Annotated in this window: 13 protein-coding genes; 2 read left to right on the top strand and 11 right to left on the bottom strand. The window is 39.0% G+C overall.

Features of this window, described 5'->3' with window-relative positions:
- The first annotated feature begins 1 nt into the window (after window position 1).
- The gene (locus EHQ62_RS01400; RefSeq protein WP_135640473.1) at window positions 2-412 is read left to right on the top strand and encodes a response regulator; all 411 of its coding nucleotides are present in this window, start codon (window positions 2-4) and stop codon (window positions 410-412) included.
- Here EHQ62_RS01400 and EHQ62_RS01405 read toward each other — a convergent pair.
- The 4 genes from EHQ62_RS01405 to EHQ62_RS01420 are packed head-to-tail and all read right to left on the bottom strand — an operon-like array spanning window position 393 to window position 5,639.
- Window positions 393-1,127 (bottom strand): purine nucleoside phosphorylase YfiH/LACC1 family protein, encoded by a 735-nt coding sequence (locus tag EHQ62_RS01405; protein ID WP_135640474.1) that lies wholly within the window; start codon window positions 1,125-1,127, stop codon window positions 393-395. The genes EHQ62_RS01400 and EHQ62_RS01405 overlap by 20 nt on opposite strands.
- Complete coding sequence (locus tag EHQ62_RS01410; protein ID WP_341866954.1) at window positions 1,124-2,713, bottom strand: hypothetical protein; 1,590 nt, start codon at window positions 2,711-2,713, stop codon at window positions 1,124-1,126. Before EHQ62_RS01410 ends, EHQ62_RS01405 begins: the two co-directional genes overlap by 4 nt.
- On the bottom strand, window positions 2,700-3,761 hold the full coding sequence (locus EHQ62_RS01415; protein ID WP_244241599.1) for a hypothetical protein: 1,062 nt from the start codon (window positions 3,759-3,761) through the stop codon (window positions 2,700-2,702). The genes EHQ62_RS01410 and EHQ62_RS01415 overlap by 14 nt, the downstream gene beginning before the upstream one ends.
- Before the next feature lie 30 nt (window positions 3,762-3,791).
- Entirely contained in the window at window positions 3,792-5,639 is a 1,848-nt protein-coding gene (locus tag EHQ62_RS01420) for an extracellular solute-binding protein (protein ID WP_208720596.1), read from the bottom strand.
- Between EHQ62_RS01420 and EHQ62_RS01425 the strand changes: the two genes are divergently transcribed.
- The gene (locus EHQ62_RS01425) at window positions 5,631-7,022 is read left to right on the top strand and encodes an alpha-amylase family protein (RefSeq protein ID WP_135640476.1); all 1,392 of its coding nucleotides are present in this window, start codon (window positions 5,631-5,633) and stop codon (window positions 7,020-7,022) included. The two genes, EHQ62_RS01420 and EHQ62_RS01425, sit on opposite strands and share 9 nt — an antisense overlap.
- On the opposite strand, the gene EHQ62_RS01430 is transcribed toward EHQ62_RS01425, so the two are convergent.
- From EHQ62_RS01430 to EHQ62_RS01460, 7 genes are all read right to left on the bottom strand, one after another.
- Complete coding sequence (locus EHQ62_RS01430) at window positions 7,012-9,066, bottom strand: RelA/SpoT family protein (protein ID WP_135640477.1); 2,055 nt, start codon at window positions 9,064-9,066, stop codon at window positions 7,012-7,014. The genes EHQ62_RS01425 and EHQ62_RS01430 overlap by 11 nt on opposite strands.
- The gene (nadC, locus tag EHQ62_RS01435) at window positions 9,066-9,929 is read right to left on the bottom strand and encodes a carboxylating nicotinate-nucleotide diphosphorylase (RefSeq protein ID WP_135640478.1); all 864 of its coding nucleotides are present in this window, start codon (window positions 9,927-9,929) and stop codon (window positions 9,066-9,068) included. Before nadC ends, EHQ62_RS01430 begins: the two co-directional genes overlap by 1 nt.
- A 71-nt stretch (window positions 9,930-10,000) precedes the next feature.
- Entirely contained in the window at window positions 10,001-11,404 is a 1,404-nt protein-coding gene (locus tag EHQ62_RS01440) for a lipoprotein LipL71 (protein ID WP_135640479.1), read from the bottom strand.
- Between the two features lie 63 nt (window positions 11,405-11,467).
- A complete protein-coding gene (locus EHQ62_RS01445; protein WP_002975418.1) occupies window positions 11,468-11,803 on the bottom strand; it encodes an STAS domain-containing protein in 336 nt (111 codons plus the stop codon).
- A gap of 93 nt (window positions 11,804-11,896) precedes the next feature.
- Entirely contained in the window at window positions 11,897-13,012 is a 1,116-nt protein-coding gene (gene tgt, locus EHQ62_RS01450; RefSeq protein ID WP_135640480.1) for a tRNA guanosine(34) transglycosylase Tgt, read from the bottom strand.
- Window positions 13,012-13,449 (bottom strand): Fur family transcriptional regulator, encoded by a 438-nt coding sequence (locus EHQ62_RS01455; RefSeq protein ID WP_244241600.1) that lies wholly within the window; start codon window positions 13,447-13,449, stop codon window positions 13,012-13,014. The genes tgt and EHQ62_RS01455 overlap by 1 nt, the downstream gene beginning before the upstream one ends.
- Window positions 13,450-13,513: 64 nt before the next feature.
- Window positions 13,514-14,065, bottom strand: a complete 552-nt coding sequence (locus EHQ62_RS01460) for an LPS assembly lipoprotein LptE (protein ID WP_135640482.1) — start codon at window positions 14,063-14,065, stop codon at window positions 13,514-13,516.
- Between the last annotated feature and the right edge of the window lie 115 nt (window positions 14,066-14,180).

Below are 14,180 nucleotides of genomic sequence, written 5' to 3' on the forward strand. Positions count from 1 at the left end.
CATGCAAGCAGGCATAGGACCCACAGGCAGACCATACCAGATTCTCATTGCTGAGAATTCCAAATTCCAGTCCAAACAACTCCAACAGATTTTGGAATCAGAAGGTTTCAAAATCATAGGGATTGCCGAAACTGGGAAAGAACTCCTTAAGATGTACAAGGAAAATCGCCAACAAATTGACCTTGTTACCATCGAAATCTTTTTACCTGAAGTGGATGGTTATGCAGCATTTTGGGACATGAAAGAGATGGGTGTTTTACCAAGGATTCTTTTTATTTCAGAAGAGAACACTCCTTCTGTCATCAAAGCCTTGTTAGAAAATGGTGCGATGGACTATATCGTAAAACCGATCAAACGAGAAAAAATCTTAGAAAAAATCAAAGAAACCCTCATCAAGATTCCCAAAGTATAAAATTTAAATTCCTACCCTCTTCTTTGGCCCTATGGCTAAAGAATTGAGGGCTTTGGAAAACTTCTGAATGTTCGTTCACAAGCCTAAAGACACCACCAAACTTACGTTCCATTCTCTTTTCAATCGCAAGGCCTACATCCAAAAGAAATTTACCATTCCCTTTTGGGAAACAGACTGCACTGCCTAGGTCTTGGAAGTATTTAGCAACATCTTCTCCCACTTCATAATTTTGCCGTTGGATATAGGGACCGAGTTCCAAAACCAATTCATCCATTTGGAACCCTTTTGTAAGTAACTCTTGGATCATCTTTTCGGTGATACCTAACATGGTTCCTTTCCATCCAGAATGCAGGACAGATACAAACGGTCGTTTTGTGGAATAAAGAAAAACTGGGACACAATCAGCTGTCCGGACAACGAGGATTTTATTTTTCTCGATTGTCCATAGTCCATCACCTTCTTTTGGTTCCATCGTACCAAGGCCATCCGCAGATTCATCCACCGCTTCAATCCTATCCCCATGGACTTGTCCCAAACTAAACACTTGATAACCACCAAACATTCCCAAACGGGAAATCAAGTTTTCGGTATAGGTCTGCCACCCACTTGGAGAATTGGGAAAGCTTTTGGACTGGTCCAAATACAAACTGGCTTCATTTTTCCCCAAAGTGCCGATTGTTAAATTTCCATAAGGAAGTGGTATTTCTTTTTTCATAAAGAACTTGTTTTTCCAAAAAACTTAAGCGAGTTTAGATCCCAGTTTTCTTTTTGGAATTTGGATTTTAAGTCTTCACAATTCCAATCTTTCCTTTGGCATATCCGATTGAGTTTGAGAGGATCGTACTTCCAAAGATAAAAATGTATGGGGATCGATCGCCAAGTATAGGTGATGAATGGAAGCTCTAACTCAGGGAATCGGTTGTCTAAAACCAAATCGATGTCACGCATTGAAATGTCTTCATACCTAAGTTTTGCTTCATGACCAATCCTACCACGATTCTCAAGTGGTTTTTTTGCAAATGTTTTGTCCGTTAAACCTGATTCTGCTTCGAAGGCATAACTTGGTCTTAGATAATAAATAAAATGGGCTTGTGCTCCAAAAAAGGCGACGCGAACACCCTCTAAGGCACCAACATCATACCCACTCACATCCAACAAATGATCCTCATAAAACATTCGTTCTTCTCCAATGCCATGCCATTCAGCAATGCGACCCTTGGTTAATTTTAAAGGATCTATATAAACCGCGGAGGCCAAAACAAATAGAAGAGAAAATAAAATCATATTTTTGGAATAAATCCGATAAAAGATTTTTTTGTGGTTGGAAAGAATTTGTGAATCCAAAGTCCACACTTGTAATTGTTTGAAAGCCAAATAGGAAAAATAAGGTAGGATGGGAATCCAAAATCGATTCCCCATAAAGTCACCACCGACATACAAAACATAAAAAATATAGAGGAGTAAAGCAATGAAAAGCATTCTGCTTTCCTTTTCTTTTGTAAACAAACGGTAGATATGAATTCCAGAAAGTAAAAACACAAAAGGATACAAAGGATAAGAGCGAATCAAATATGATAAATAATAGAACCCTTGTGAGAAGTAACTACCTTTATTCCCTTTTGCATAAAACGTATTCGGAAAAAAATCTTCGTAATACAGATAACGAAAAACATAAAAACAAAACAATAAAAACCCAAATAAGATTGGGATTCTAAATCGTTTCGTACGGATCCAATCAAGACATAGAAAAAATAAAAACAACGCCCCTTCTGGTCGAGTGAGGCTTGCCAAAAAAAAACTGAAATATGCGAACTGATTTCTTTTTTCCCAAAGTAGAAATCCTAGGCTAACCAAAAAAGTAAATACCGATGTTTCAAGACCAGAACTTGCAAATACATACAAATGGTAAAACATTGATAAATGGACAAGTAATAATGGATATAAATTTCCAAAGGATTGTTTGTTTTCTTCATAAAAAAATAATCCAAGTAGGAGGAAATAAAAGAATAAACCTGTGTACACAGAAAGAGTTTGCGGAAGGATTCCCAGTAAATACCCAAAAGACAAATACACGGTCCATAAAAAATTTGTATACCCTTCTACTCTTTCCTCAAGATTGAAAACGAGACCATGCCCTTGCCAAAAATTTTTTGCATACACAAAACTGATATAGGCATCATCACAGATCCAACGCAAATTAAATGCCTGGTACAGTGCAAAAAGAATAAAGAATAAAGACAATATAGAAAAGGAAGTATAATTTCGTTTCAAATCAATCATACAACGATCAGTCCAATTCAAAAGACTTGATAAATTCTTCAATGATTTGGATATGATCCATTTCAGGTGTTGGATTTTCTAAAGAGGGTTCATATAAATAATCATCAAACACGTGAAAATCAAAAATTTTTAATTCAAAGTCAGGGAGTGTGATGATGATGTTTTCTGCGTGGATATCAAAAATTAATTTTTCTTCTTCTGCTAAGTATTTAGTCACTTCGATCACACGATTAAAATCCACAGCAATTTTTTTAAGTTTTGATTTGGAAATCACACCAAAGCGATGGGAATCAAAGTTCAATTTCCATTTTGGAAAAAATTTATCCAAAATTGGATTTTGGTCTAATTTCTCATTCCGTATGGTAAATTCTTTTAAATGTTTTCCTGCAAGTAAGGGTTGTTGGTCACAAGGAGTGAGTGTGATATTGGGTATTCCAAATGGATTTTTTCGGACACGCATACCCATAAAAAAACGAGTGGGCACTACCAAATCCGGGATCAGTGATTTCAATTTCCAATAATGCAAACGTTCTAATCCCAATCGTTTGAATTTAAAATCAATTTCATCTTTTTTGGAATCTCGGAAGGTTTGCGTTTTTAAAAAATCTCTTAACTCAATTTCTTCTGGTTTTAAAAAACGTGATAAATCACGACCAACTTCTTTGAATAGAGATCCAAATATGGCATCAGAGGGTAATTTCGATTTTCCAATTTTTACCACTTGGTTCCATGGGAGTTTGTAAACAAATTTATAGGAACCACGGCCAATGTATCCATCCGTGGAAAGTGGCATAAAATTATCTAAAAATTCACGGTTGTAGCGGTATGTCATCCGAAAGACATGGGAAACAGGGAACAAACTTTCGTATAGATTACGAATGAATCCAGACTTTCTAAGGACTTCATCCACTGGTAGGTCTTCCAGCGGAATCGGTTCCTGTTTCTTATTCGGGTCAACAAACAGCTCTTTGTCGAGACCCTTTTCCAATAACTCCAAAAATTGGGGAATTTTTCCCCAATTTGGATACTGGTTCCATAATTGTGAGATCTTATCTTTGATCCCTTTGATTGGGCCTTGTTTTTCGGACACTAGATCAATTTATTTCCAACGAATGATGGCTTCGTAATTTGAAAACGTTTCTTTTTTGGAAACTGACTCGGAAAGTTTTTTGTCCTTCTCCTCATCATACCACCAATAATCTGAAGAAAAACTTTCGTCCCCATACTTGCCGAGTGGCAATGATGGCATTCCATACTTTTGCCAGTACAATATCCTTGTACTTGGCAAATGCCATAGCAAGACATAAGGGTATTCCTTATAAACAATCCGATCTATTTGTTTTAAAATCTCGTTTCGTTTGCTGACTGAGAATTCTGTTTTTTGTTTTTCAATCAGTTTGTCAACTTCTGGAATTTTGAGTCCAGGTAAATTGGGTTGGCCGGCTTCGTCCGCATACTTTGATAACCACTGTGACTCGGGATCTTTAAAGATCCCAGAACCCCAAGCAGCCCATGTCATATCAAAGTCATATTTATCAACACGTTCACTCCATGCTGCCAAATCAAGAGTATCAATTGATGCGCGAATCCCAACTTCTTTTGCTTTTTCGAGAAAAACGGTAAAATATTTTTCCGTTTTTTTATCACGGTCTAAAATTGAAAATTGGAACGGCTTTCCATCTTTTTCTAAAATTCCTTCTGCATTTGGTTTCCAACCAGCTTCAGCCAATAATTTTCTAGCTCTTTCAATATCAAATTTGGTAGGAACATTTGGATTTGTTTCTCCTCCCAAATAAAAATCCGGATAATAACTGTTTGTTGGATCATATTCACCATATGCGAGTTTGTCGATCATAAGCTTCCGATCTACAAGTAAGTTCATCGCTTCTCTCACTCTTTTGTCGGAAAAAATAGGTCTTCTTGAGTTCATTGCCCAACCTTGGAATCCGATTGGTTTTAAATTGAATATCCTTTGTTTGGCGATCCAATTTTTATCAAAAGCTTCTCCTTTTGCTTCTTCCACCCAAACAAACGCGGAATACACTGGGTAAATATCGATATCACCTTTTTTGAATGCTTGTAAGGCTACTGCTTCTTCATTATAAACTTTATAAACGATTTGATCAAAATTGTTCCTTCCTTCATTGAAAGGATAAGCCCTTTGCCACCAATCACCACGGCGCTCTAATTTGATGTAACGATTCTTTTTGACTTCTGTGATTTTATACGGCCCAGATACAATTGGGAACTCCATATTCTCTTTGTTAAAGTCTTTGCCCTCAAAATGGTGTTTGGGCAAAATAAAAATGGAAGATGCAATGTCATTGAAGTTATTCCAATGCACTTCTTTTGCTTCGAATACCACTGTAAGGTCATCCACCTTGACTGGTTTTAAAAAACGAGATAACGAAATCCGAAAAACTGCTGTCGCATTTTTAGGATTCATAATGGTATCATATGTAAAAATCACATCGTCTGCTGTGACTTGTTTCCCATCCGACCAGCGGGCATTCGGATCCAAATAAAAAGTGAACTTTTTTTTGTCCGAAGAAATTTGCCATGCCTTGGCCAAGTGAGGGATGGTTTCCAATGTGAGTGGGTGGTAAGCCGTGAGAGGCTCATATAAACTTGTGAATATCCTTGCGGTTGTTGTGAACTGGTCCAGGTAATAATTAAGAGACTTGGGAAATTGGTGGGAATAGATACGTATCCTCCCACCTTTTTTGGCCTTAGGGTCAGCCACTGGGTTTTTCATCTGTAAAGCCTTGGGAATGGAATTCACGTCACCTTCCCAGTTTACATCGACCACTCGATTTAGGGTATCCTTCGTATCTTCTTCAGAACAATTTTGGAAAAGGAAAATCGGTAAAAGACAGGTGATTCCTACCAAAACAAACTTGATTCCTTGAAAACGAACCATATCGTACTTAACAAATTTATGAAACATCCCTTCCATCAAATCCATTTGTACGAGATTGGCTCAAGGCTTTTTTGTGGAAAAAAAGGGAAACCGCTACCTCTGCTCTTAAATGAAATACAAGAAAAAATTCCCTTTGGTTGGGCCGATGAAATTTGGCTTATGGGAATTTGGAAAAATAGTCCTAGTTCTAGAAAAATTGCAGAAACCATGCCTGCCTTACGACCAGGTTATGAAGCAGTAAAGTCAAAAATTGAACCCGGGGATGTGTATGGCTCACCCTATGCCATTTACGAATACAAACCAGATCCCATCATCACAGACAAAGATGACCTAACAGAAATATACGAGTGGTTCCAATCCAAAAACAAAAAACTCATACTAGACTTCGTACCAAATCATATGGCAATTGATTCTCCTTTGGTTTCGAATCACCCAAAATCATTTCTTTTGGCAAACGAATCTAAAGATTTCAAAGATACCTTCTTTCATCCCAATGGAAATCGTTATTTTTATGGAAAAGATCCTTATTTCGATGGATGGACTGATACCGTCCAATGGGATTTTTCCAATCCAGAAGTGGAAGGATTACACATTCAAATTTTACGAGAAATCGCCAAACAATGTGATGGTGTGCGTTGCGATATGGCAATGTTGCCTTTACACGATGTTTTTGAAAAAACCCATGGAAAACGATCGGTGTACCGTTGGGAAACTGTCATTCGAACCATCAAACAAGAATTCCCTCATTTCAAATTTTACGCTGAAGTGTATTGGGGATTGGAGTCCAAACTTCTATCCCTTGGATTTGATGCCACTTACGAGAAACGGTTATATGATCTTTTCCTGAATCAAAATCTACAAGCGGCCAAAGAAAAATTATGTAGTGAGTCAAATTTAAACCAAATCCGATTTTTAGAAAACCACGATGAAGAGAGAGCCAAACATTGTTTTGGTGAAAATGGAAAAACATATTTCAGTTTACTTTCGGCAAACCAAGGTACGATTTTATTCTACGACGGACAAGAACTGGGACTTTCCAAAAAAATTCCCGTACAAATGATCCGAACGGACGAAGAATCCACTGATTTGGAGGCATTTGCATTTTATGAACGAGCACTTGCTGCCATCCAAAAGAGAGAGAAAAGTATTTTTTATCGGGACCCATCGTACTCAGAATTCAATGGTTTATCCATTTTTTGTCGATTGATCCTTTCCGAAAACCAAAGAGAACTCATCATTTGGAATCCCAATGATATTAGTTGTTCCGGATGGATTCCTTTCCAAGACGAAATCATTTACCAAAAAGAATTAAAAGATATTGTCACTGGCAATGTGTTTCCCCAAGAAAAAAAAGAAGAGGGATTGTATTTTCTTTTAAAACCAAACGAATTGCAGTGGTTTACTTTTTGACCCTTTCTGCAAAAACAACACCTTGGATCATACGTAAATTTTCCAAAATTTCTTTTAATTGGTCTAAATGATCTACTTCTAACATAAATTTGGCGGTGAGTGTACCATTCGGATGTGAAGATGCACCTGCTTCCAAAATATTGGTTTCTGTACTAGAAATTGACTCCACCATGGAAAGGTAGATCCCTTGGACATCTTTGGCACGGACTTCAATTTGAATGGGGATTGGTTCTCCAGGTCCTTCCCAACGCACTGGAATGGTTTTCATCCACTCCAATTGTTTTGTCGCGGTGGTGCAGTCTTTTTTGTGAACACTAACCCCTCTTCCTCTTGTGATAAAACCAATGATTTCATCCCCAGGGATCGGGGTACAACAGGAAGCGACTCGAACAGGCACATCATTCCAACCAGCAACTGAAATTCCAAATTCCTTTGTTTCTTCTTGGTTCGGGTTTGGTTTGGTTGGTTTTTTAATTTTAACTTTTTTGATTTCTTTGATGGTATTTTCATCAAAGGTTGGATTGGATGCTTCCAAAACAGATCCAATTGTTTCTTTTTGCGAATCTTCTTGCAGTTTACGAAAATAAGCACGTAACTTCTGTCTGGCGCCAGATGTTTTGACAATCCTTAACCAAATTGGAGATGGTTTTGAATTTTTTTCAGTAATGATTTCAACTTGGTCACCAGATTTTAATTCTGTACGGAGTGTCACCATACGACCATTAACTTTTCCACCGCGAGCATGAAGGCCCACATCTGTATGGATTCGAAACGCGTAGTCCAAAACAGTGGCACCTTTTGGCATTTCAATGATTTCGCCTTTAGGAGTGAATACAAATACCTCATCTTCATGGAGGTCATATTGTAACTCTTCCATAAATTCTTTTGAGTCGAGGCTTGGGTCCTGCCAAGATTTAAGAATCTCAAGCCATTTCATACGGAAGGCATTTTCAACCCCGTTTTGCAAAATGACAGAGGACTTCGTTAAGTTGGTGGACTCTTTATAAGCCCAATGAGCAGCCACTCCATTTTCCGCAATGGCATTCATTTCTTTTGTACGAATTTGAACTTCCATGGGTCGGCCATCAGGTCCAAACACAGTGGTGTGGAGTGATTGGTATAAATTGGTCTTTGGAGTGGCAATGTAGTCTTTAAATCGCCCTGGAATTGGTGTCCAAAGTGTATGCACAATTCCAAGTACTCCATAACAATCTTTAATTTCATTGGCGATGATTCGCACAGCTCTTAAATCAAAAATTTCCGAAAATGATTTTTCCTTTGTCACCATTTTACGGTAAATCGAATAAAAATGTTTTGCCCTTCCATCAATTCTTGCATCGATATTAATTTCAGCTAACCGTTGTTTTAGGATGATTTTAATTTTTTCAATGTATTCATCTCGTTCTGATTTTTTAGCAGAAACTCTTTTTTTAATTTCCTGGTATTCTTCAGGGTGGAGAGATTGGAATGCCAAATCTTCCAATTCAAATTTTACCTTATATACACCGAGTCGACCAGCGATCGGAGCATATAGGGATAATACTTCTTTCGCGATCCGTTTTTGTTTTTCTTCCGGTTGGAATTTTAATGTCCTAACATTATGGGTTTTGTCAGCAAGTTTGATGAGCATCACTCGCACATCTTTGATCGTGGCAAGTAACATCTTACGAATGTTTTCTGCGGCTTCTGTTTCTTTCGATTGGGATTTGATTTCCGAAATTTTGGTCACACCTTCCACAAGTGCCGCGATGTCTTCCCCAAACTCACGTGCCATATCTTCTTTCGAATAACTAGTATCCTCTACTACATCGTGTAACAAACCGGCAGCTATGGCACGTTCATCGAGCCCTAAATCATCCAACACAGAAGCAACATTCATCGGATGGATGATGTAGGGTTCACCAGAAAGCCGTTTTTGGCCTTCATGCATTTTGTCAGCGATGTGATAGGCTTTTTCGACTAGTTGTGCTTTTTCTGGACCCAGTCTTTTTTGGACTGCATCAAATAACTCCTGTTTGTCTTTGATGTCTTGGTAAAGTCCCATTATTTGATATCCAAACTAATGTCCAAAAATTTCACTGTGTGAGTCAGATAACCCATACTCACTCCAATTCCATCAAACTTTGACAAAAAATTTAATTTATCAGGAGTGATCCCACCTGAACATTCAATCCGAATCTTCGGGGCTTTTTCTTTTAATATCTGGATTGCTTTTTCGGTATCGGAATCGGAAAAATTATCGAGTAAAATGATATCGGGACTTGCTGCAATCGCATCGCTCAATTGGGAGATGCCATCGATTTCCAATTCAATTTGTTTCCCTGGATTTTTTTCACGTACCATTTGTACGGCTGATTGAATGGATCCGGCTTTTGCGACATGGTTATCCTTTAACATCGCCATCTCCGATAGGTTCAATCTATGGTTGGCTCCCCCACCTGTATACACTGCATACTTGGCAAGTTTTCGATACCCAGGCAAAGTTTTTCTCGTATCAAGGATGAGTAAGTTTGGATACTGTTTTGCCACTCGGTTGGCATTTGTCGCAATGCCTGAAAGGTATTGGATGAAATTGAGTAAAATTCGTTCCATCTTCAGAAGGCTAACCAAAGATCCTTGGAATTCCCCAATCACTGTACCTTTGGAAAGGACGGCGCCATCCTCCAAAGCATTTTTCCAAGTAAGGGATGCTTTGGTTTTCCCGATAAGGCAAGGGATAACAGAAAGTCCACAAAGGATGCCATCTTCTTTTGCGAGTAATACCGCAGTACAAGATTCTTCCTTTGCAAACAAAGTATCGGTTGTGATATCACCGGCAGGCAAATCTTCATCCAATGCCAATTGGACCAAGGATTCAAAGTCATTTTCTGTAATTTTTGTAACGGGAGTTGTGTATCCTCGGTTCATATAGGTCCTATGGTTTAGACAAAAAAAAAGCTGTCTTTACGACAGCTTTTTTCGATTCACCTAAGTCTTGTTTACTCCTTAGGTGCTTTTCCGATTTTCCCGGTTTTTGGTGGGATGTTCAGTTTTTGTTTTGGATAAATTAAATTTTTGTTTCGAATCGTTTTACGGTTCGCTTCAAAAATACGTGGCCAAAGTTTTGCATCACTATAGATGTCTTCTCGGTCAGCAATTCTCCAAAGGCAATCAGCTGGATTTGATTTTTCAACAGTGTAACGTTTCCAACCACCGGACAACTCCTCCACTTGGGATGAAGATGTTTGGTTTGAGTCTTTTGTATCTGTTGTTTTATCAGAATCTGTTTCTACTGCAGTACGATCTTTTTTAGCAACATTCGTTTTACCTTTGAGAGTTTCAATTTGGTCGATTGAAATTTCAGCCAATCGGATTGCTTCTTCGGATTGGGCAATTGAATCTTCGAATTTATCTTGTTCTAAAAGGTTTCCAGAAGCTTGTAAAGATTCGTTGGATGCACCTAAGTTCTCTTGTGTACTTGCATACGATTCTTTTGCATTTGACTTAAGATAGGTTTCAGCGTTTAATTCGCCAAAACGAAGATTTGCATCTTCAACCACTTCTTTTGCTTGGGCATTACGATTTTTTGCATGGTCTTTGATGGAATCTTGTAAAAGAGAAGCAGAAGCCAATCGGGCTGCTTTGATTTTTTCATCAGCCGTTTTTAATTTTCCTGCTTGGATGTCTTCTCTTGCAGAAGCGACCCTAGCTTTTTCTTCATCAATCGCAGGGTTACCTGCTTTTGAGTATGATGCTGCTTTATCCAGTAATGCATCCACTTCATCAGCAGATTTCAATAGGGCACCACCAGATTTTTCAAGTGCTACTTTTTTTGCTTCTGAGCTGATTTTAGATGCTTCTTGGAATTGGTTATGGGCATCTTCGTATTCTTGTAAGGCAACAGTGCGTTTTACTTCTTTTGCCGTTTCATCTTTGTCTTCACGGAGATAAGACGCAAGGCTTGCATCCGCTTGGGCCAATTTTGTTTCCCCAGCATCTCTTGCAGCAACAGCTTTTTTGTATTCTTCAGGAGTGTATTCTGATGCGTATGCTTCATCTGCGGCATCAATTGCTGCCACTGCTTCTTCGCGAGATTTTGCAGCTAACTTTGGCAATGTTTTCTCTAACGCATCATATGCTTTTGAAATCGCATAGTCCGCACTCTTTTTTGAGTCGGATGCTTTTTCTTCCGCCGCAAACTCGTTAGCAGATACTAAACTTTTTTTGGCTTCACTGAATTCTTCAGGGGCATATTCTTCCGCAGAAAGTCTTTCGGCTCGTTCCACTTGGGATTTCGCAAGTGCGAGTTCTTTGAGTGGTAGTTCTTGTGCGCAGTTAACAAATCCTGCAGAGAACAATACCAAAGCGGAGAGAAAGACAGATGTCTTTTTCTTTTTTAACATAACAAACTCCTTAATGTTTGGTAGGGGGGATTGTAAGAGAGAAGCGCAAATACGCTTCCCCTATTATTTAAAAGCAGTAACTGCTTCGTCTTCGCTGTCGAAAATTTCAAAAAATGAAGTCAGCTTAGTGAGTTCAAATACCTTTCGAACAGAACCTGCTACGTTGATGATTTTTAATCCACCTTGGTATTTTTTCAGGTTGGACAAACTTGAAATTAAAGCTCCAATTCCGGAAGAGTCGATGTAAGATACCTTCTCGAGATTGATGACGATGCAATACTTTTGTTCTTCGATCAATTTGGCGATTACATCCTTGATCTCAGGCGCGTTATAAAGGTCGATTTCCCCGTTAATATCGAGTACTACGATTTTATCTTTTTCCCTTCTGGTGATTTCCATGTGTGTCTAGAGACTCCTCAATGAAGCTACAATCAATGTAGAAATGACGGTACTATCACATTCAAAAAAAATGGGTACGTCAACCTAATAATTTTAGCTACCAAACAAATTTTTCCAATGCTCATAAAATGCCCGAAAATTGCCTATTTCTATGGACTTTCGCATCTTTTCCATGAAGCTCTGCATAAAAAATAAGTTATGGTAGGTTGATAAGGAAAAGGCAGTTAACTCCTTCACCTTATGTAAGTGCCGAATGTAACCAAGACTATACGTTTGGCAAACCTTACAAGAGCATTCCGAGTCAATGGGTGATTCACTGAGTCTATGGCTCTCGTTTCGTAAGTTGATTTTGCCTTTTGACGTGAAGACTTGCCCATTCCGAGCGTTCCGAGTCGGAAGCACACAATCAAACATATCAATGCCGTTTTTCACGCCTTCGAGGATGTCCACAACGGTTCCCACTCCCATCAGATACCTTGGTCTCGCTTTGTCCAAATGAGGGGCCATACATTCCAAAATCCGAATGTATTCTGGCCTAGGTTCCCCTACACTTAAGCCCCCGATGGCAATGCCTGGAAAATCAATCTTTTGTAAGGTCTCAAGACTCTTAAGCCTCAGTGCCTCGTTCACCCCACCTTGCACGATGGGAAATACATTTTGGCCGTTCGGATTTTCCATCCAATACTCATAGGATTCTTTGGCCCACCGATGGGTCCTGTCCAAGGCGAGTTCCAATCGTTTGGTATCACTCCCATAAGGAGCACAGTCATCTAAAACCATCATGATGTCAGAGCCAATGGACCTTTGCATATCGATCACAGAGGATGGTGTGAATTTATGATAACTCCCATCAATATGGGATTGGAAGCGCACTCCATCATCCTCAAATTTGAATAAACTTGCTAAACTAAATACCTGGAACCCACCCGAATCTGTGAGCAGGGCTTTTTTGTACGACATGAAATTTTTTAAGCCATGGAAATGGTCGAATACTTCTTTGCCTGGTTTCAAGTAAAGGTGGTAGGTATTGGCAAGGATTAAATTGTAACCAAGCTCATTGATATCTTCCGACGTAAGCGACTTAATGCTACCACGAGTCCCCACGGGCATAAAAATCGGAGTTTCGATTTGAATGCCATTCAGTGAAAGTGTTCCCGTTCTCGCATAGGAACCCGAATCGTATGTTCCTTCTTTAAATATCGAAGGCACTATTTTTTGTTTTTATGTTCGCAATTTGCAAAGTTTGAACAATTACCAAATATATTCAAACTATGACCTGTGATGGTAAATCCATTTTCTCTTGCCGCTTTGTTTTGGAGTTCTTCAATGCGTTCATCAATGAATTCAACAATCCGACCGCATTGCATACAAATGATATGATCGTGGTGTTCGTGGCCGATGATATGTTCGTAGTATTTGTAATCCTTTCCGAAATCATGTTCTTCGAGTAACCCCGCCTCAACCATGATTGCTAATATCCGATAGATGGTTGCTTTGGAAATGCGGTCTTTGTTGTCTTTGAGTTCGTCAAGTAGACCTTCCGCTGTAAAATGATTATGACTTGAAAAAATCTTTTGAGCAACTAACAAACGTTGGTTTGTTATTTTTAAACCATTTTCTTTTAGATACTCTTCAAATGCGAGCATCTCTTTTTTTGTGTCTTCTTGGGAAATAGGATCGTTTTGCAAGGGTTATCTCCTAAATACTATCTTAATTCAATACACCAGAAAGTGAATAATACCAAGCTCTTTCTGCTTCTTCCGCAATTCGCAGTGCCATCACACGTAACAAACGATTTTGTGCTTCGAGTTCCGATTCTCGAAATCCGATCTGAGTGGAAAAATGTACCCTTCCCGGGATTTCACTTCGTTCCATGGGGATTTTGACTCCCGTATCTGCCTCAATGATTTCCACACGAGTGACAACAAATAATTCCGATGTAATTTGTTGGTCAGCCAAGTCCATCAAATCCCCCACTTGTTGGTAGTGGACAATCTCTGCATACAAACGGTATTTCGCGAGAGTTTTTTCTCGAGTGGTGATGAACCTTCCCCTGCGATCAATTTCTTCCATGATCATTTGGGTGAGGCGTGTGTGCATCCCCGGGGAATACGTATTGTTTCTTACATTCTGAATGTAGAGTAACCTCTTCGAATCCGGGACAGGAACCCCATCAATCTTAGGAGGCCGCCCTGGTTCTTTTGAAAAAAAAGCACATCCAGAGCAAAAAAGGAATAAAAGAAAAACAATACCTAGTCTCATTTGAATTTGTTCCCTGTCATACTAGGTCCCAAGTCTAGATTGTCAAGGGAATCGGGAATTCAGGATTTTCTCCTGCCCTCAAGGAAAGGCATGACAAAGCAAGTGGTTGGATTCT

This window comes from Leptospira jelokensis (genome assembly GCF_004769635.1).
Lineage (GTDB): Bacteria > Spirochaetota > Leptospiria > Leptospirales > Leptospiraceae > Leptospira_A > Leptospira_A jelokensis.